This window comes from Marilutibacter aestuarii, from assembly GCF_006546775.1.
Lineage (GTDB): Bacteria > Pseudomonadota > Gammaproteobacteria > Xanthomonadales > Xanthomonadaceae > Marilutibacter > Marilutibacter aestuarii.
In genome coordinates this window covers 39,720-57,690 of sequence record NZ_VICE01000133.1, presented here as the reverse complement: position 1 = coordinate 57,690, position 17,971 = coordinate 39,720, and the positions used below count along the sequence as shown (strand labels likewise).

The following is a 17,971-nucleotide window of genomic DNA, read 5'->3' as shown; positions in this document are numbered from 1 at the left end:
TGCGCTTCGCTTACCCGGGCTACGCGGCGCCCGCACGCCGTCACTCGCAAAATTGGTGACATTTGAGGGCTTCTCAGTGTCGGTGAAGGGTGATTGTTCCGCTGGCGGAACGAATCGCTGCCGACATGCAGCGACTGGTCGCCGCATTCGCGCGCATCCTAGTCCTCAGCCGATCCCGGCCCATGACACGAGGGCAAGACCATGTCCACCCAAGCCACCGCCAGCCGCAATGCGCATCCCAGCCGCCTGGTCCGGGGCCAGCCCGCCTCGGACGGCGCCGGCGTGCGACTTACCCGCGTCATCGGCAGCCCGATGCTGCCCGACCTCGATCCGTTCCTGCTGCTGGACGAATTCGGGACCGACAAGCCCGAGGACTATCTCGCCGGCTTTCCCGACCACCCGCATCGCGGTTTCGAGACCGTGACCTACATGCTCGACGGCCGCATGCGGCACAAGGACAACCACGGCAACGAAGGCGTCCTCGTGCCCGGCAGCGTGCAGTGGATGACCGCCGGCCGCGGCCTCGTGCACTCGGAGATGCCCGAGCAGGAAGAAGGCCGCATGCGTGGCTTCCAGCTGTGGGTCAACCTGCCTGCGCGGGAGAAGATGACCGCGCCGCGCTACCAGGAATTCGCGCCGGAGCGGATCCCGTCGGTCGCGCCGGCGCCGGGCGTCGGCGTCAAGGTGATCGCCGGCGAAGTCGATGGCGTGGCCGGTCCGATCGCACAGCCGGCGACCGATCCGGTCTACCTCGACATCGCGCTGGAGTCCGGGGCCACCTGGGCGTACGAACTGCCGGCCGGGCACAGCGCTTTCGCCTATGCCTTCGAAGGCAGCGTGCGGCTGGGCGAGGGCGAAGATGCCCGTGAGCTGCCGGGACAGACCCTGGCGGTGCTCGGGGGTGGCGAGCGCGTCGTGCTCGAGGCCGGCGACGCGCCGTCGCGCCTGATCCTCGTCGCGGGACGCCCCCTGCGCGAACCGGTGGTCCGCCACGGCCCGTTCGTGATGAACAGCCGGCAGGAGATCATGCAGGCCTTCATCGACTTCCAGGAAGGCCGCTTCTGATGGCCGTGCGCCAGCATCGTTACCGCGTCACCCTCGAGCACCTGGCCCAGCCGCGTGCGGAGGGCCCGTTGCATCCGCCGCTGGTGTTCGAGGACGGCAACCATGACGACATCTTCGAGATCGTCGAGCGCCAGCGCGCAACGGGTCGCTTCGGCACCGAAGACGAGGCGGCAGCGTTCGCCCTGGGCCTCAAGCTCTTGGGCGAAGCCGTGCTGCGCAATCGCCAGGACGCCCTGCTGCAGCAGTTCAAGCCCGCCTTGGGCGAGGTCATCCGCGCCCTGAAGGACGAAGGCAAGGCGCGTGCCGCCGCGAAGCAGGTGGAGTGAACGGGCAGGGCTGCAAAGCGAAGGCCGCGCATTGCGCGGCCTTCACCATCGCTCACGCGTGGGCTCAGGCGCCGCCGACCACGTCGGGACGCTCGGGTCCCAGCCAGCGGTAGAAGACGCCGCCGAGGAGGCCGCCGAGGATCGGCGCCAGCCAGAACAGCCACAGTTGCGAGATCGCGCCGCTGCCCGCGAACAGGGCCACGCCGGTCGACCGCGCCGGGTTCACCGAGGTGTTGGTGACCGGGATGCTGATCAGGTGGATCAGGGTCAGTGCCAGGCCGATCGCGATCGGCGCGAAGCCGACAGGGGCACGACTGTGCGTCGCTCCCATGATGATCACCAGGAACATGGCGGTCATCACCACTTCGCAGAGGAACGCGGCGGCGACGGTGTAGCCGCCTGGTGAAAGGGTCCCGTAGCCATTGCTGGCGAAATTGCCCGCCGCCGCCGGGTCCGACGCGAACGCGGCCGAACCGCTGGCGATCTGCCAGAGGATGAAGCCCGCGAACAGGCCGCCCAGCACCTGCGCGACGATGTAGGGCAACAGGTCGCGCGCCGGAAAACGCCCACCGGCCCACAGGCCGAAGCTGACGGCGGGATTGAAGTGGCCGCCCGAGATGTGGCCCAGCGCATAGGCGCCGGTAAGTACGGTCAGGCCGAACGCGAATGCGACGCCAAGGAAGCCGATGCCGAGGGGATTGCCATCCCCGCCGAAATTCGCCGCCAGCACCGCGCTGCCGCAGCCTCCCAACACCAGCCAGAACGTACCGATGAACTCCGCACCCAGTCTCTTGATCATGGTCCTGCCCTCCCGAGAAAGCCAACATGTTTGGCCACCATTCAGGATGAAACTAGAGGTCATGTGAGCTTGGTGTGTTCATGGCGTGACGATCCCGGAGACCGAGATCGACACCGATCCCCGCGTAGCCCGGGTAAGCGAGGCGCACCCGGTTTCCGTATTGCGGGCAAAGTCAAAGGCTTTCGCCCGCTGCGTGTGCGAATCCCTTTTGTCTTGGCAAGAGGAACCAAAACCGCCGGCTCCATCGGCCGCCGGTCCGGCTTCGCCGAACCGGTCCCCTGCGTGCCTCGGCGTCCTGAAAGTCGCGGAGGTCAAAATCAACGGCAACGGCAACGGCAACGGCAACGGCAACGGCAACGGCAACGGCAACGGCAACGCCTCGTAGGGTGGGTAGAGCCAAAGGCGAAACCCACCATCGCGGGATTGCACGCAAGACGAACGATGGGTTTTGCTTGGCGCTACCTATCCTACGGTGCTGGATTCCAGCCTTCGCTGGAATGACGGTGTGTGTGGGGTGCCGGAGGGGATTCGGCTGCAGCGCAGCCGTAGGGTGGGTCGAGCCGAAGGCGATACCCACCGTGGCTCACGTCCACCGCCGCCGACGGGTTTCGCTTCGCGCAGCCCATCGTGCGAGCTGGAGTCAACCGCGACATGCGCTTGCACACTGGCTGGGGCGCGAAAAAAAAACCGCCCCGGCGGGGCGGCTTTCGATGCATTGCCGTGGAGGCGGGCTCAGTTGCTGGTGAGCTGTGCGCTCGGGAACTGCAGCAGCTGGGTCGCCTGCAATGCCTGGTTCAGGCGATCCTGCGTCTCCGCCTGCACCCAGATGTGCGCCGTGCGGTCGCGCCCAACCTTCACCAGGGTCTCGCGGGCGATGATGTCCGGCTTGCCCGCCAGTTCGCTGCGGTACCAGTGGATCTGCTGGCCGTCGACGCGACCTTCTTCCTCGCGATCGCCGCGCTTGGGCTCGAAGCCCGGCTTCTTGCTGATGTACATCCCGAAGGCTTCCGAGCCGTCCTCGCGCAGGGCGCGGCAGAAGTCCGCATCCCCGGCGCTGCTGTATTCCCATGTCAGGCCCGTGCTGGCGGGCAGGATCGGGCAGCCTTCGGCCGCCGTCTGTGCATTTGCCTGGCTCCAGGCGCCCAATCCGAGCACGCAGAGCAACAGGACTCCCCTCGTCGTCTTCATCTGGATTCCCCCCTGTAGGGCCAAAACAGGCCGGTGATCACAACCCGACCATAAAACACTCCGAGGGGATTGACAAATTTTACCGGATATTGTTTCAGATGTTACGGCCCTGCCTCAGCGCTCCGGCAGCGGAATGAACTCGTCGTCCCCCTCGATCCGGCCGAAACGACCGGCCACCCAGTCCTCCTTGGCCTGCTCGATCCGCTCCTGCGAGCTGGACACGAAGTTCCACCACATGTGGCGGGGACGGTCGAGGGGTTCGCCACCCAACAACATGGCCTTGAGCGGACTGCGCGCCCGCAGCCGCGGGCGGCTGCCGGGCTCCAGCACCACCAGGTGCTTGTCGGGGATGTCGGCGCCATCGAGCTGGGCCTCTCCCTCGAGGACATAGAGCGCGCGTTCCGGATGGCTGGCCTCGAGGAACATTTCCGCCTCCGGGTCCAGGTCGATCGCCACGTACAGGGTGTCGGCGAAGACCCTCACCGGGGACTCCTCGCCGTAGCCGCGGCCGGCGACGATGCGCAGCCAGCGCCCGTCGTGACGAAGCTCGGGCAATGTGTCGGCGGGGTGGTGGTGGAAGGCCGGCGCGGTCTCTTCGTCGGACAGGGGCAACGCCACCCAGGTCTGCATGCCGTGCAGCGGGTGCTCGCCTTCCCGGAGGATGGCGGGAGTGCGTTCGGAATGGGCGATGCCACGCCCGGCGGTCATCCAGTTGACGTCGCCGGGCCGGATGTCCTGGTCGCTGCCGAGGGTGTCGCGGTGGTTGATGCAGCCCGACCACAGGAAGGTCACGGTCGCCAGTCCGATGTGCGGGTGGGGGCGCACGTCGACGCCCTGTCCCGGCTGGAAGGTCGCCGGTCCCATGTGGTCGACGAAGACGAACGGACCGACGCTGCGCGCCTGCAGGCTCGGCACCGCGCGCCGTACCTGGAAGCCGCCGAGGTCGTGTACGCGGGGGGCAATGATCGTAGTCATGGGCCTGGGCTCTGGTGGGAATGGCGAGGATCGCATCCCCGGCGTGACGCGTGGGCCAAGCCGCTGCAACGCTGCGTTGCCGTCGCGCACGTCATGGCGTGTACGGGCGGTCCGACATGCGGGGGCTGCCCTTCGCGTCGAATTCGACGTAGTAGCGGTGGTCGTACTCGGCTTCGCTCATCGGCGGCACCGGGCAGCCGCACAGCGCGGCCACGATCCCGGGCACCGTATTGCTGTGTCCGACCACCAGTACCGTGCCTTCGGCATGCTCGGCGCGAAGCTGCCTGGCGTAGGCATCCACGGACGCGCGTGCGTCGTATGTCCGGACGGCCAGGCCGTGCGCCGCCGCCGTGGGCGCCGCGGTCTGCTGCGTGCGCCGGTACCCCGTGGCGTACACCGCGACCACGTCCGCGTCCTGCAGCGAGCGCGCCAGCCGATCGGCGCGCGCCAGCCCGGCCGCCGTGAGCGCGGGGTCGTTGTCGGCGTCGGAACGGGGCGCGAGTTTCTCGGCATGCCGCACGACCACGAAGCGCGATGGCGTGTCCGTCGTGTCGGCCCCAGCATGGCGACAGCCCACGTTGGCCAGGACCAGGCCCAGGATGCAGGCCAGCGCGGACAGGGTGCGCATGGACATCGTCATCGCCATCGGCGGAGCCCTCGCGGCCGGTCGGAAGGCCGGCGCCACGCCCCGAGTCTAGCGTCGGCTTGCCGGCTTGTGACCGTGGATCGACCGCCCGGCCGCGCGCGGCATTAGGATGTCAGGCCCCGCGGGCACATCGAGGCGCGAATGCAGTTGGACATCGAGGCGATCGAGTCGGGCGACCCCAGGGTCGCGGTCATCGGACTGGGCTATGTCGGGCTCCCGCTCGCGCTGGCTTTCGGCGCGCGGTTCGCGACCGTCGGCTACGACATCGACGCACGCCGCATCCAGGAGCTCCGGGCCGGCCACGACCGGACCGGCGAGACACGCAGCGAAGAACTCGCCGGCGCGTCGCGCCTGGTGTTCGCCGACCGGCCGGACGCCATCGCCGACTGCACGGTCCACGTGATCACCGTGCCAACCCCCGTGGACGAGGCCAACCGCCCCGAACTGGGCGCGGTGGAGGCCGCCAGCCGCCTGGTGGGCTCGGTACTCAAGCCGGGCGACACGGTGATTTACGAATCGACCGTGTACCCCGGCACCACCGAGGAGGTCTGCGTGCCGATCCTCGAGGCGGTATCGGGACTACGCTTCAACGAAGACTTCTTCTGCGGCTACAGCCCGGAGCGGATCAATCCGGGCGACCCGGTGCGCCGCCTGGCGACGATCACCAAGGTCACCTCGGGCTCGACCCCGGAGGCCGCGGCCTTCGTCGACGCCCTCTATCGCAGCGTGATCACCGCGGGCACGCATCGCGCACCGAGCATCCGCGTGGCCGAGGCGGCGAAGGTGATCGAGAACACCCAGCGCGACGTCAACATCGCCCTGGTCAACGAGCTGGCGATGATCTTCAACATGATGGGCATCGATACGCGCGACGTGCTCGATGCCGCCGCCACCAAGTGGAACTTCCTGCCCTTCACCCCGGGCCTGGTCGGCGGGCATTGCATCGGCGTGGACCCCTACTACCTGACCCACAAGGCGACGGTGCTGGGCTACCACCCGGAGCTGATCCTGGCCGCGCGGCGGATCAACAGCCGCATGGGCCTGCACGTGGCCCACCAGGTGCTGCGGCTGATGGCCGGCAAGCGCCTGCACGTGGTCGACTCGCGGATCCTCGTGCTCGGCCTCACGTTCAAGGAGGATTGCCCGGACCTGCGCAACACGCGGGTGACCGACATCGTGCGCGAGCTGCGCGCGTCGCATGCGTGCGTGGACGTGCACGATCCGCTCGCCGATCCCGCCGAAGCCAGGGCCGAACTCGGCATCGACCTGGTCGACGCCCCCGCGGTGGGCGCCTACGACGCCGTCGTGCTGGCGGTCCCCCACCGCGAGTTCCTCGACGGGGGGCTCGACGCGGTGCGTGCATATGGCAAACCGGGTTGCGTGGTGTACGACGTCAAGTCGGTACTGCCCGCCGGCTCGGCCGACGGCCGCCTGTAGGCCCCGTCCATCGCGAGGCTATCTCGCGAACAACTGGCCGATATCGCGGAACGCCTTGAACTCGAGGGCATTGCCGCAGGGGTCGAGCAGGAACATCGTCGCCTGCTCGCCGACCTCGCCGCGAAAGCGGATGCCCGGTTCGATCACGAAGTCGATGCCGTGGTCGCGCAGTCGCTCCGCCAGCGCTTCCCAGGCCTCCCATGGCAGCACCACGCCGAAATGCGGCACTGGCACCGCCTGGCCGTCCACGGGGTTGCGGTGGGCCGCGTCGATGCGCGCGGGGGCTTCGTGGATCACCAGCTGATGGCCGAAGAAGTCGAAGTCGACCCACTGCGCGGCGCTGCGGCCTTCGCGGCAGCCGAACACCTCGCCGTAGAAGCGCCGCGCCGCCGGCAGGTCATGGACCGGGATCGCAAGGTGGAAGGGCGACAGCGGCATGGGGGCACTCGATCGTGGCGCAGGGCGGACAGTGGCGAGTCTAGCCGAGCATGCAACGCGCGCGCGCGATCTCGCGGCGTGCGACCGGGGGCGGGTAAAGTGGGGGCCTCCCCTCTGATCGAACTGCTATGTCGACGCCATCGCCCCGATCGTCCGCCAAGCCCTCCGGCAAGGCCAAGGCCCGCGTGGCCTACGTCTGCTCGGAGTGCGGATCGGACCACAACAAGTGGCAGGGCCAGTGCGCCGACTGCGGCGCCTGGAACACCCTGGGCGAATTCGTCGTGGAGCCCGCCGCGGCCGTCGCCAAGGGCGCGGCCTCGCGGCGCAGCAGTTGGGCCGGCAAGGTCGATCCGCCACGCGTGACCGCGCTCAAGGATGTCCGCCATACCGAGGCGGCGCGCGTGTCGACGGGCATCGGCGAGCTCGACCGCGTCCTGGGTGGCGGCCTCGTGCATGGCGCGGTCGTGCTGGTCGGCGGCGACCCGGGCATCGGCAAGTCGACCCTGTTGCTGCAGGCGGTGGCGAAGATGGCGGCCACGCTGCCGTCGCTCTACGTGACCGGCGAGGAGTCGCTGTCGCAGGTGGCCGGCCGCGGCGCGCGCCTGGACCTCCCGCTGGACGGCGTCGATGCCCTGGCCGAGACCTCGATCGAGAAGATCCTGGAGCAGGCCGCCGAACGCCAGCCGCGACTGATCGTGGCCGATTCGGTGCAGACCCTGTGGACCGAATCGCTGGCCGCCGCCCCGGGCTCGGTCAGCCAGGTGCGCGAGAGTGCCGCGCGCCTGGTCCGGTATGCGAAGGAAACCGGCACCGCGGTCTTCCTGGTCGGCCATGTCACCAAGGAGGGCGGCATCGCCGGGCCGCGCGTGCTCGAGCACATGGTCGACGCGGTGCTGTATTTCGAGGGCGAGAGCGGCAGCCGCTTCCGGGTCCTGCGCGCGTTCAAGAACCGGTTCGGCGCGGTCAACGAACTGGGCGTGTTCGCGATGGGCGACAAGGGCCTGCGCGAAGTCCCCAACCCTTCGGCGATCTTCCTGTCGGGCAGCCGTGAGCCGCAACCCGGCAGCTGCGTGATGGTGACGCGCGAGGGCACGCGGCCGCTGCTGGTCGAGGTGCAGGCGCTGGTCGACGCCTCCCCGCTGTCCAATCCGCGGCGTGTCGCGGTGGGCATGGAAGGCAATCGCCTGGCGATGCTGCTGGCGGTCCTGCACCGCCACGGTGGCGTCGGCGTCGGCGACCAGGACGTGTTCGTCAACGTGGTCGGCGGCATCCGCGTGCAGGAAACCGCCGCCGACCTGCCGGTGCTGCTGGCGGTGCTGTCGAGCCTGCGCGATGCGCCGCTGCCCGCGCAGACCATTGCATTCGGCGAGGTCGGCCTGTCCGGCGAGATCCGCCCGGTGCCCAATGGCGAGGAGCGCCTCAAGGAAGCGGCCACGCACGGCTTCAAACGGGCGATCGTCCCGCGTGGCAACGCGCCCAAGTCGGGGCGTGTCGGCGAGATGCAGGTGATCGCGGTCGAGCGCCTGGCCGACGCGCTCGAGCACGCCTGAACGCGCCCTGCGATCGCTTCAGTTGCCGAACACCACCGTGCGGTGGCCGTTGAGCAGGATGCGGTCGTCGAGCCAGTTGCGCAGGGCGCGCGCCAGCACCTGGCGCTCGATGTCGCGGCCGATGCGTACCAGGTCGTCGGGTGTGTGCTGGTGGCCGACGCGCTGGGTGTCCTGCTCGATGATCGGGCCCTCGTCCAGGTCGGCGGTGACGAAATGCGCCGTCGCGCCGATCAGCTTGACCCCGCGCGCGTGCGCCTGGTGGTAGGGGCGCGCGCCCTTGAAGCTGGGCAGGAACGAATGGTGGATGTTGATGCAGCGGCCGGCCAGGCGCGCGACCAGGCCGTCCGAGAGCACCTGCATGTAGCGCGCGAGGACGACAAGCTCGGTTCCGGTGGCGTCGACGAGCGCGCCGAGCGCCTGCTCCTGCGCGGCCTTGCTGGCCTTGTCCACCGGCAGGTGGTGGAAGGGAACGCCGTCGAAGTCCAGGTGGCGGAAAGCGTCGCGCGGGTGGTTCGAGACGATCGCGGTGACGTCCATGTCCAGCTCGCCGGTGCGCCAGCGATAGAGTACGTCGGCCAGGCAATGGTCGAACTTCGAGGCCAGCAGCATCACCCGACGCGGCACCCCGCGGTCGCGAGCGGTCCAGTCCATGTCGAAGCGCGTGGCGAGGCTGGCGAAGTCGCGCTGGAACGCGTCGAAGCGGCCCTCCGGCAGCGCGAACACGCAACGCAGGAAGAAGCGCCCGCTCTCGACGTCGTCGAACTGTTGCGCGTCGAGGATGTTGCCTTCGTGCCGCAGCAGTTCCCCGGTGACCGCGTTGACGATCCCGGGCCGGTCGGGGCAGGACAGGGTGAGCGCGTGTTCGGACATGGTGGGCGCGACAGGGGCGGGCGCCCTGTATAGCGCAATCGGTGCGGCGGGGAAATTACCGCTGAAACCATCGCCCCCCCGGGCGGGCCGGGGGGCGAGCGACCGCTCAGTGTCCGCCGGCCGCGGCGCCCGCGGCCTTGGCCGTGAACGGAGGGCGGGCGAACCACACGAACAGGATCACCACCAGGAACAGGATGCCCAGCAGGTGGAAGATCTCGTTGAAGCCGATCTGCATGGCCTGCTGGGAGATCATCTGGTTGAGCAGCACCGCGCCGCGTTGCGGATCGCCCTGGCCCAGCACGCCGACGGTCTGCTGGATCGCCGGGTCGGCGGCCTGGATGTGCTCGGTGAGACGCGCGTGGTGAACGGTGCCACGCTGGTTCCAGGCCCAGGTGGTCAGGGACGCGGCGAAGCTGCCGCCCAGGGTGCGCACGAAGGTGGCCAGGCCCGATCCGGCGGCGATCTCGTGCGGCTCCAGGTCCGACAGCAGGATCGTCAGCACCGGCATGAAGAACAACGCCACGCCCAGGCCCTGGAACAACTGCACCGTGGCGACGTGCTCGAAGTCGACGTCGAGGTTGAAGCCCGCGCGCATGAAGCAGGTCACCGCCATGGCGATGAAGGCCAGGCTGGACACCATGCGCAGGTCGAACCGGGTCGCGTACATGCCCACCAGCGGCGTCAGCAGCACGGGCAGCACGCCGATCGGCGCGGTGGCGAAGCCGGCCCAGATGGGGGTGTAGCCCAGGTTGCGCTGCAGCCACAGCGGCACCAGCAGGCCGATGCTGAAGAAGGCGGCGTAGGCCAGCACCAGGGCCACGGTGCCACTGGCGAAATTGCGGTGCCGGAACAGTCGCAGGTCGACGACGGGGTCTTTCTCGGTAAGCTCCCAGATGACGAACACCGCCAGCGCGACCACCGCCACGATCGCCAGCACGACAATGCGTGTCGAGGCGAACCAGTCGTCGTCGTTGCCCAGGTCGAGCAGCACCTGCAGCGCGCCGACCCCGATGACCAGGGTCGCCAGGCCCACGTAGTCCATCTTCGGCCGGTCCAGTTTCTCCGGACGGCCGCGCAACTGGTTGCCAACGACCAGGCTGACGAATATGCCGATCGGCACGTTGATGAAGAAGATCCACTCCCAACTGTAGTTGTCGGTGATCCAGCCACCGAGCACCGGCCCGGCGATCGGTGCGACCACGGTCACCATCGCCAGCAGGGCAATGGCCTGTCCGCGCTTGTGCGGCGGATAGATCGAGATCAGCAAGGCCTGCGCGACCGGGTACATGGGGCCGGCGACGAAGCCCTGCAGGGCGCGCGCGGCGACCAGCATGCCCATCGAACTGGCCAGGCCGCACAGTAGCGACGCGATCGCGAAGGCGAAGGTGGCCCACATGAACAGCTTGCGCTCACCGAAGCGTCGCGTCATGAAGCCGGTCAGCGGCAGCGCGATCGCGTTGCTGACCGCGAAGGAGGTGATCACCCAGACCGCCTGGTTGGCGCTGGCGCCCAGGTTGCCGGCGATGGTCGGCAGCGACACGTTGGCGATGGTGATGTCGAGCACCTGCATGAACGTCGCCAGCGAGATGCCGATCGTGGCCAGCGCCATGTTCGGGGGCGCGAACGCCTTGGCCGCCGGCTCCGGGCCCGGTGGCAGGCCCATCCGTTCCTCTTCGGCGATGATGTCCGTCATGGCGGTGCTCAGCCCTGGCCCGCCGCCTGGTCGCCGCGCGCCGCGCGCGCGCTGCGCGGCAGGTTGTCCTTGATGACCTGTTCGATCAGGGCGTCGGCCTCGGCCAGCTGGTTGGCATAGGTACGCGTCGACAGCACCGGTGCGGTAGTGTCGCGGGCCTCGGACAGCACCGGGCCGTCCTGGTCGCGCACGGATACGTCGGCATGCATGCTCAGGCCCAGTCGGAGCGGGTGCTCGGCGAGCTGGCGGCCATCGATCTCGATGCGGACGGGCACGCGCTGGACGATCTTGATCCAGTTGCCGCTGGCGTTCTGCGCGGGCAACAGCGAGAACGCGCTGCCGGTGCCCATGCCGAGGCTGGCGATGCGGCCGTCGTATTCGACGGCGTCGCCGTAGATGTCGGCATGCAGCTTGACCGGCTGGCCGATGCGCATGTGGGCCAGCTGGGTTTCCTTGAAGTTCGCCTCGATCCACACCTGGTCCAGCGGGACGACCGTCATCAGCGGGGTGCCGGGCTGGACGCGCTGGCCCAGCTGCACGGTGCGCTTGGCGGTGAAGCCGTCGATGGGAGCGAGGATCGCCGAGCGCTGCTTGTCGAGGTAGGCGCGTCGCAGTTGCGCGGCGGCGGCCTGGACCTGGGGCTGGCTGGCGACTTCGGTGGCATCGACCAGGGCCTTGTTGCGCGAGAGGTCGCCGCTGGACGCCGCGACGGCGGCCTGCGCGGCGGCGAGCTGGTCGCGGGCATGCGCCAGCTCTTCGGCCGAGACCGCGCCGCTGGCCACCAGGCCCTCGCGGCGGCGCACGTCGGCGCGTGCCTTGTCCAGCGCCACCTGTTGTGCCCTGAGCTGGGCCTGGCCGGCATCCACGGCGCTGTACAGGCCACGTACCTGGCGCACCGTGCCGGCGAGGTTGGCCAGGGCCTGCTGGTAGGCGACGTCGGCGTCGTTGGGGTCCAACTGCACCAGGGTCTGCCCGGCGCGGACCTTCATGCCTTCCTCGGCGCCGATGTCGGTCACCGTGCCCGGGGTCTGCGGGGTGATGGTCACCACGTCGCCCTGGACATAGGCATCGTCGGTGCTCTCGTGCCAGCGGGCGACGAGCAGGTACCAGGCCGTCCAGGCGATGCCTGCCACGACCACGACGGTCGCGAGGATCGCCAGGGCCTTGCGGCGCTTGCCGTTGCGTGCCGGCGGCGCGGCGGGGGCGTCATGTGCGTTGGGATTGATCTTGCGGGTCATCGGTGTGCCTTGGGGGATCCGGGGACGGGCGTTCAGTGGGTGGAAGCCGGCGCGGGCAGCTCGAGGCCGCCGCCCAGGGCCTCGTCGAGGTCGATCGCGGCGACCAGGCGCTGGGCGCGCAGGCCGGCAAGCAACTGGTCGAGCTGCAGCAGTGGTTGCTGCGCCGCGAGCACGTCGAGCTGGGTGCCCAGGCCGGCGTCGTAGCGTTGGGTGGCGAGCTGCCAGGCCTGGTCGGCGGCATCGCGCGCTTCGGTCGCGGTGGCGATGCGCGCATCCAGCGCGCTTGCGCCCTGGACGGCATCGGCCACCTCGCGCAGGGCGACGGCCAGTCGTCCGTTGTAATCGGCGGCGGCGAGGTCGAAGCCAGCGTCGCTCTCGTCGAGGCGGGCGCGCAGGCGGCCACCGTCGAAGATCGGCAGGCTGATCGCCGGGCCACCCTGTACCAGGCCTGCTTCGGTGCGGAACAGGTCGGACAGCCCGATCGAGGCCAGGCCGACCATCGCCTTGAGGTTGACGGTCGGGTAGAACGCGGCCTCGCTGGCGTCGATGCCGCGCAGCGCGGCTTCGGCGCGCCAGCGGGCGGCGACGATGTCCGGGCGGTGGCCCAGCAGTTCGCTCGGCAGCACGGCGGGCACCCCGGGCGCGGGCGCCTGCAGCAGGGTCGGGCGGGTGATCGCCAGGCCGCGGTCTGGACCCTGGCCGAGCAGGGCGGCGATCGCGTTGCGCGCGGCGTCGATCCGTTGCCGGGCCGCCTGGGCCTGCTGGCGGGCGGAGGCGACGCTCGCCTGCGCCCGCTCGAGTTGCATGCGATTGTCCAGCCCCGCGCGGACGCGCTTCCCGCTCAGGTCCTGGAGGCCGGTCGCGCGCGCTTCTTCCGCGCGCGCCACGTCCAGGTCATCGTACGCAGCGGCCAGTGCCACGTAGGCCCGGGCGATGTTGGCCGACAGCGACAGGCGCGCGGCCTGCGCGTCGACTTCGGCCGCGCGGGCCTGGCCGAGCGCAGCCTCCCACTGGGCGCGCTTGCCGCCCCAGAAGTCAAAGCTGTGGTCGAAACCCAGGCTCAGCAGCTCCACGCCGCTGTATTGGCCGCCGATCGGTTCGGGCGCCACGGTCTCGCCGATCCTCAGGCCCGAGTACTGGGCGGTGGCGCCGACCGTCGGCTTGCGCTGGGCGTCGGCCAGGCCGGCACGCGCGCTGGCCTGGCGCAGGCGCGCGTCGGCGGCGTCCAGGCTGGGATTGCCGCGCAGCGCTTCCTCGACGAGCGCATCGAGTTGCGGGTCGCCGAAGGCGGTCCACCAGTCGATGTCCGGGAAGGCGGCGCCCTCGGCCGCGTGGCCGGCCAGGCTCTCGCGCGCGGCGAGGCCGTCGGCGGGGGCCAGCTGGCCCACGGGCTCCAGGCCGCCGCTGGTCGCGCAGCCGACGAGGCTGGCCAGGAGCAGGGGGAGGGCGAGCCGGGAGGGGAGGAAGTTCGATCGCATGGGTTCAGGCCCCGTAGGCGGTGAGGTTGTCGCGGACGCGGACCAGCAGGGCCAGCAGTTGCGCCTGTTCGTCGGCATCCATGTCCTTCATCGCCTGTTCGCGGACACGGGCACCGCACTCGTTCACGTCCACCCACAGCCGTCGGCCGGCATCGGTGAGCTCGATGACGAGTGCGCGGCGATCGGCGGGGTCGGCGTTGCGGGCCAGCAGGCCGCGGGCCTCGAGCTTGTCGAGCAGGCGCGTCATGGCGCCGGGATTGAGCTCGGCGGCACGCGCCAGCTCGCTGGCCCCCTGGCTGCCCTCGGCCAGCTTCTTGATGGTGATGTACTGGCTGAAGCTCAGGTCGTGCCCGGCATCGGCGAGCTCCCGGGCCATGCGGGCCCACATGGCGTCCCGCACCTGGCGGAAAAGCAGGCCCAGCGAGGAGCCCGAGCAGGGGGTTGGCGTGTTCATGGGCGCCATTTTCGTAGCCCGCGCAATAGTTGTCAAGGCAACTATATGGCCTCCAGGCAGCGATTCGCCGGAACGCAGCGTTCCAGCGACGAGGGGTGTGGGAGGTCAGGTCCCGCGCTGCAGGATCAGTTCGAGCACGTACTTGCTGCCGAAGAAGGCGAGCACGAGCAGGCTCATCGCCACGAGGGTCCAGTGCACGGCCTTGGCGCCGCGCCAGCCGTGGCGCCAGCGCCCCAGGAGCAGGCCGCCGAACACCAGCCAGGACAGCACGCTGAGCACGGTCTTGTGGACCAGGTGCTGGGCGAGCAGGTTCTCGACGAACAGCAGCCCGGTCAGCAGGGTCGCGCTGAGGAGGATGAAGCCGACCGTGATGGTGCGGAACAACAGGGTCTCCAGCTCGACCAGCGGCGGCAGGGCGCGCAGCCAGCCGTGGATCTCGCGGCGGCGGAGCGCGCGCTCCTGCAGCCACAGCATCACCGCCAGCAAGGCCGCCACGGCCAGGGTGGCGTAGGCGAGCAGGGCCAGCCAGGCATGCAGTTGCAGGCGCCAGTCGAGCGCGCGCGCGACCCCTGGCTCGTGCATGAAGTCCGCGGCCAGCACCGCGGCCGCCAGCGGAAAGACCACCACGCCCAGGGCGGCCATTCGCCCCCGGGTCGCGAAGACGGCGGTCAGGCCCGCCATGCCGAGCCCGACCAGCGAAAGCGCGGCGAAGAAGTGCAGGTCCGCGCGCCCGGTCGCGTGCCAGGCCATGACGTGGGCGAGTGCGTGGCAGGCGGTGCCGGTCCAGGCCAGCCACCACCAGGGGCGGGGTCCGCCGGCCGGCCGGCCGTTGCGCAGTTCGCCGACCAGCAGGCCGGTGGCCGCGAGGTAGGCGATGATGGCGATGAGAACGATTGTCATCGGCGGAGTGTCGCACAGGCGCCGGTCGGCCGTATGGCCGCGATCGCCCTTCGGACGTGATTGCCGCGAGGCCCGGGGACCGTCGCAGGGGGCGCTATAATCCGCGCCCGCCCCCGTTTTCCGGTTTCCCTGCGATGTTCGAATCCCTGACCCAGCGACTTTCCGGCACCATCGAGCGCCTGCGCGGCCGAGGCCGCCTGACCGAGGAGAACATCCGCGAGTCCCTGCGCGAAGTGCGCATCGCGCTGCTGGAGGCCGATGTCGCCCTGCCGGTCGTGCAGGCGCTGATCGAGCGCATCAAGGTCCGCGCGGTCGGCCAGGAAGTGCTCAAGTCGCTGACGCCCGGCCAGGCCCTGATCAAGGTCGTGCGCGACGAGATGAGCACGGTGATGGGCTCGGCGGCCGCCGACCTCAACCTCAACACCTCGCCGCCGGCGGTGATCCTGATGGCGGGCCTGCAGGGCGCCGGCAAGACCACCACGGTCGGCAAGCTGGCCAAGCACCTCAAGGATCGCCGCAAGAAGAAGGTCATGGTGGTCTCGGCCGACGTGTACCGGCCGGCCGCGATCGAACAGCTGCGCACGCTCGCCGAACAGGTCGGCGTGCAGTTCTTCCCCTCCAGCGCCGACCAGAAGCCCGAGGCGATCGTGCGCGCGGCGATCGACGACGCGAGGAAGTCCTACGTCGACGTCCTGCTGGTCGATACCGCCGGCCGCACCAGCATCGACGACGCCATGATGGCCGAGATCAAGGCCCTGCACGCGGCCGTCGACCCGGTGGAGACCCTGTTCGTGGTCGACGCGATGACCGGCCAGGACGCCGCGGTCACCGCCAAGCACTTCAGCGAGGCACTGCCGCTGACTGGCGTGGTGCTCACCAAGACCGACGGCGACGCCCGGGGCGGCGCCGCGCTGAGCGTGCGCTACATCACCGGCCGCCCGATCAAGTTCATCGGCGTGGGCGAGAAGCCCGACGGCCTGGACGTGTTCCATCCCGACCGCATCGCCAGCCGCATCCTCGACATGGGCGACGTGCTGTCGCTGGTCGAGCAGGTCGAGCAGCAGGTCGACCAGGACAAGGCCAGGAAGCTCGCCGAGAAAGTCGCCAAGGGCAAGAAGTTCGACCTCAACGACATGCGCGACCAGCTCGAGCAGATGCAGAACATGGGCGGCCTGTCGGGCCTGATGGACAAGCTGCCCGGCGTCGGCCAGATCCCCGACCACGTCAAGAACCAGGTCACCGGCAGGGAAGTCCCGCGCATGGTCGCCATCATCGGCTCGATGACGCTCAAGGAACGACGCAACCCGGCCTTGCTGAACGGTTCGCGCCGCAAGCGCATCGCCAGCGGGGCGGGCGTCACCCCGGCGGACGTGAACAAGCTGATGAAGCAGTACCAGCAGATGGAAAAGATGATGGGCAAGCTGGGCCGCGGCGGCATGAAGGGCATGATGCGCGGCATGAAAGGCATGATGGGCGGGCGCGGCGGCATGCCGTTCCGCTGAGGCGCCCACGCGCCGTCCTCCCGGCGTGCGCTGGCCTTCCCCCCCGACCGATCGCGTTGTGAAGGGGGAGACGGTCGCGCAGGGGGCGACGGGTGGCAGCAGTCCCACAATCGCAGGCGGATGACGCCGGCCTGTATTTCCCGTCTCTCGACGGGTTCCGCGGCTTTGCCTTCATGGGCATCGTCGCCGCGCATGTCTTCCAGTTGTGGGAAGGGGTGGAGATCCCCTGGCAATTGAAGCTGCCCAACCTGCTCGTGCATTGCGCGTGGGCAGGCATCGATGCCTTCTTCGTGCTGTCGGGTTTCCTGATCACCGGCATCCTGCTGCGACTGAGGGGCCGCGAGCGCGCGCTGAGGCTGTTCTACTTCCGCCGTACCCTGCGCATCTTCCCACCGTATTACGCCCTGTTGCTGGTGTTGTTCGCCTGGCTGGCCTGGAGCGCCGGAGACTGGCGCGCGCCCTTCGAGCCGGCGCGGTTGTCCTACTGGGTCTACCTGCACAACTTCGCCATCAGCGCCCAGGGCTGGGACGCCTTCCGTCCGCTTTCGCACCTGTGGTCGCTGGCGATCGAGGAGCAGTTCTACCTGCTGTGGCCCCTGCTGGTGCTGATGCTGCCGATCGGCCGCCTGCGCTGGGTCCTGTTCGGCTTCCTGCTGTTCGCGCCGCTGCTGCGTCTCGCGATGACCCTGCAGGGCAGCTCGTACGTACCGGTCTACGTGCTGCTGTTCACGCGCCTGGACGCGCTCGCGGGCGGTGCGCTGACCGCCCTGATGGCCGCCACGCCGGAAGGCCGCGCGCGCCTGGGGCGCTGGGGACCGCGCATGGTCGCCGCCAGCCTGGTGGTGATCCTGGCCTTCTACCTGCTGCGCCATGGCTACCTGCTGGACGACCCGCTGGTGCAGGTCGTGGGGTACAGCGTGAACATCGTCGGCGCGGTGGGCGTGCTGACGTCGCTCGCATTCGCGCCGCGCACACTGGGACTGCGCGGCTTCTTCGCCTGGTCGCCGTTCCGCTGGCTGGGCAACCGCAGCTACGGCGGCTATCTCTACCACTGGCCCATCGCGATCGTGGTCCACCAGTGGCTGCTGCCGCTGGGCATGACGCCGTTGTGGAGCCTGGTCGACACGATGCTGCTCACCACGGCGCTGACACTGCTGGCGGCCGAGACGAGCTGGCGCCTGATCGAGCGGCCCTGCCTGGCCTTGCGGCACCTGTATCCCTCGCAGGCCAAACGCGTCGACATCGCCCCGCCCCTGGCCGGATAGGGACCGCTCCGGGCCGCTGTCTGACGAGCGGTCGCCCCGGTGTCTTGCGCCTCACCCGGCGGGTCGCCTACATTCCGTGATGTTGCGCACGCTTCGGCGCAGCGCCTTCCGTGGGCCTGGCATGGCGGAAACCACGGGCGGGCGAGG

General features: G+C 69.6%; 18 protein-coding genes. 7 read left to right on the top strand and 11 right to left on the bottom strand.

Annotated features, from left to right (window positions below; translation table 11 throughout):
• Positions 1 to 201: 201 nt before the first annotated feature.
• Together FKV25_RS14010 and FKV25_RS14005 are read left to right on the top strand one after the other, a co-directional pair.
• On the top strand, positions 202 to 1,065 hold the full coding sequence (locus FKV25_RS14010; protein ID WP_141519411.1) for a pirin family protein: 864 nt from the start codon (positions 202 to 204) through the stop codon (positions 1,063 to 1,065).
• The gene (locus tag FKV25_RS14005; protein ID WP_211345449.1) at positions 1,065 to 1,391 is read left to right on the top strand and encodes a DUF3861 domain-containing protein; all 327 of its coding nucleotides are present in this window, start codon (positions 1,065 to 1,067) and stop codon (positions 1,389 to 1,391) included. The genes FKV25_RS14010 and FKV25_RS14005 overlap by 1 nt, the downstream gene beginning before the upstream one ends.
• Before the next feature lie 64 nt (positions 1,392 to 1,455).
• Here the strand turns inward: FKV25_RS14005 and aqpZ are convergent, their stop codons facing one another.
• Positions 1,456 to 2,190 (bottom strand): aquaporin Z, encoded by a 735-nt coding sequence (aqpZ, locus tag FKV25_RS14000; RefSeq protein WP_141519410.1) that lies wholly within the window; start codon positions 2,188 to 2,190, stop codon positions 1,456 to 1,458.
• 85 nt (positions 2,191 to 2,275) lie between these two features.
• Between aqpZ and FKV25_RS13995 the strand changes: the two genes are divergently transcribed.
• On the top strand, positions 2,276 to 2,575 hold the full coding sequence (locus tag FKV25_RS13995) for a hypothetical protein (RefSeq protein ID WP_141519409.1): 300 nt from the start codon (positions 2,276 to 2,278) through the stop codon (positions 2,573 to 2,575).
• Between the two features lie 347 nt (positions 2,576 to 2,922).
• Here the strand turns inward: FKV25_RS13995 and FKV25_RS13990 are convergent, their stop codons facing one another.
• From FKV25_RS13990 to FKV25_RS13980, 3 genes are all read right to left on the bottom strand, one after another.
• Positions 2,923 to 3,378: a hypothetical protein gene (locus FKV25_RS13990; RefSeq protein ID WP_141519408.1), complete on the bottom strand. Its 456-nt coding sequence runs from the start codon at positions 3,376 to 3,378 to the stop codon at positions 2,923 to 2,925.
• Between the two features lie 114 nt (positions 3,379 to 3,492).
• The gene (locus FKV25_RS13985; protein ID WP_141519407.1) at positions 3,493 to 4,353 is read right to left on the bottom strand and encodes a pirin family protein; all 861 of its coding nucleotides are present in this window, start codon (positions 4,351 to 4,353) and stop codon (positions 3,493 to 3,495) included.
• Between the two features lie 91 nt (positions 4,354 to 4,444).
• Positions 4,445 to 4,987, bottom strand: a complete 543-nt coding sequence (locus FKV25_RS13980) for a phosphoglycerate mutase family protein (protein ID WP_170218650.1) — start codon at positions 4,985 to 4,987, stop codon at positions 4,445 to 4,447.
• A 153-nt stretch (positions 4,988 to 5,140) separates the two neighbouring features.
• Here FKV25_RS13980 and FKV25_RS13975 point away from each other — a divergent pair, with 153 nt between their 5' ends.
• Positions 5,141 to 6,436: a nucleotide sugar dehydrogenase gene (locus tag FKV25_RS13975; RefSeq protein ID WP_141519405.1), complete on the top strand. Its 1,296-nt coding sequence runs from the start codon at positions 5,141 to 5,143 to the stop codon at positions 6,434 to 6,436.
• A gap of 18 nt (positions 6,437 to 6,454) precedes the next feature.
• Here the strand turns inward: FKV25_RS13975 and FKV25_RS13970 are convergent, their stop codons facing one another.
• Positions 6,455 to 6,874, bottom strand: a complete 420-nt coding sequence (locus tag FKV25_RS13970) for a VOC family protein (RefSeq protein ID WP_141519404.1) — start codon at positions 6,872 to 6,874, stop codon at positions 6,455 to 6,457.
• Between the two features lie 128 nt (positions 6,875 to 7,002).
• On the opposite strand from FKV25_RS13970, the gene radA reads away from it, so the two are divergent.
• Positions 7,003 to 8,424: a DNA repair protein RadA gene (radA, locus tag FKV25_RS13965; RefSeq protein ID WP_141519403.1), complete on the top strand. Its 1,422-nt coding sequence runs from the start codon at positions 7,003 to 7,005 to the stop codon at positions 8,422 to 8,424.
• Between the two features lie 18 nt (positions 8,425 to 8,442).
• Here radA and purU read toward each other — a convergent pair whose 3' ends face one another.
• The 6 genes from purU to FKV25_RS13935 all read right to left on the bottom strand — a co-directional run bounded on the left by purU (position 8,443) and on the right by FKV25_RS13935 (position 15,057).
• Positions 8,443 to 9,294, bottom strand: a complete 852-nt coding sequence (purU, locus tag FKV25_RS13960) for a formyltetrahydrofolate deformylase (RefSeq protein WP_141519402.1) — start codon at positions 9,292 to 9,294, stop codon at positions 8,443 to 8,445.
• A 106-nt stretch (positions 9,295 to 9,400) separates the two neighbouring features.
• Entirely contained in the window at positions 9,401 to 10,987 is a 1,587-nt protein-coding gene (locus FKV25_RS13955; protein WP_141519401.1) for a DHA2 family efflux MFS transporter permease subunit, read from the bottom strand.
• Between the two features lie 8 nt (positions 10,988 to 10,995).
• Entirely contained in the window at positions 10,996 to 12,225 is a 1,230-nt protein-coding gene (locus FKV25_RS13950; RefSeq protein WP_141519400.1) for an HlyD/EmrA/EmrK family protein, read from the bottom strand.
• A 32-nt stretch (positions 12,226 to 12,257) separates the two neighbouring features.
• On the bottom strand, positions 12,258 to 13,703 hold the full coding sequence (locus FKV25_RS13945) for an efflux transporter outer membrane subunit (protein WP_141519399.1): 1,446 nt from the start codon (positions 13,701 to 13,703) through the stop codon (positions 12,258 to 12,260).
• 4 nt (positions 13,704 to 13,707) lie between these two features.
• Positions 13,708 to 14,157 carry a MarR family winged helix-turn-helix transcriptional regulator gene (locus FKV25_RS13940; protein ID WP_141519398.1) on the bottom strand — a complete coding sequence of 150 codons (450 nt, stop codon included), beginning with the start codon at positions 14,155 to 14,157 and terminating at the stop codon, positions 13,708 to 13,710.
• A 105-nt stretch (positions 14,158 to 14,262) separates the two neighbouring features.
• Entirely contained in the window at positions 14,263 to 15,057 is a 795-nt protein-coding gene (locus FKV25_RS13935) for a cytochrome C assembly family protein (protein ID WP_141519397.1), read from the bottom strand.
• A gap of 134 nt (positions 15,058 to 15,191) precedes the next feature.
• Here FKV25_RS13935 and ffh point away from each other — a divergent pair, with 134 nt between their 5' ends.
• Positions 15,192 to 16,559, top strand: a complete 1,368-nt coding sequence (gene ffh, locus FKV25_RS13930) for a signal recognition particle protein (protein WP_141519396.1) — start codon at positions 15,192 to 15,194, stop codon at positions 16,557 to 16,559.
• A gap of 92 nt (positions 16,560 to 16,651) precedes the next feature.
• On the top strand, positions 16,652 to 17,824 hold the full coding sequence (locus FKV25_RS13925; RefSeq protein ID WP_141519395.1) for an acyltransferase family protein: 1,173 nt from the start codon (positions 16,652 to 16,654) through the stop codon (positions 17,822 to 17,824).
• Positions 17,825 to 17,971 lie beyond the last annotated feature (147 nt).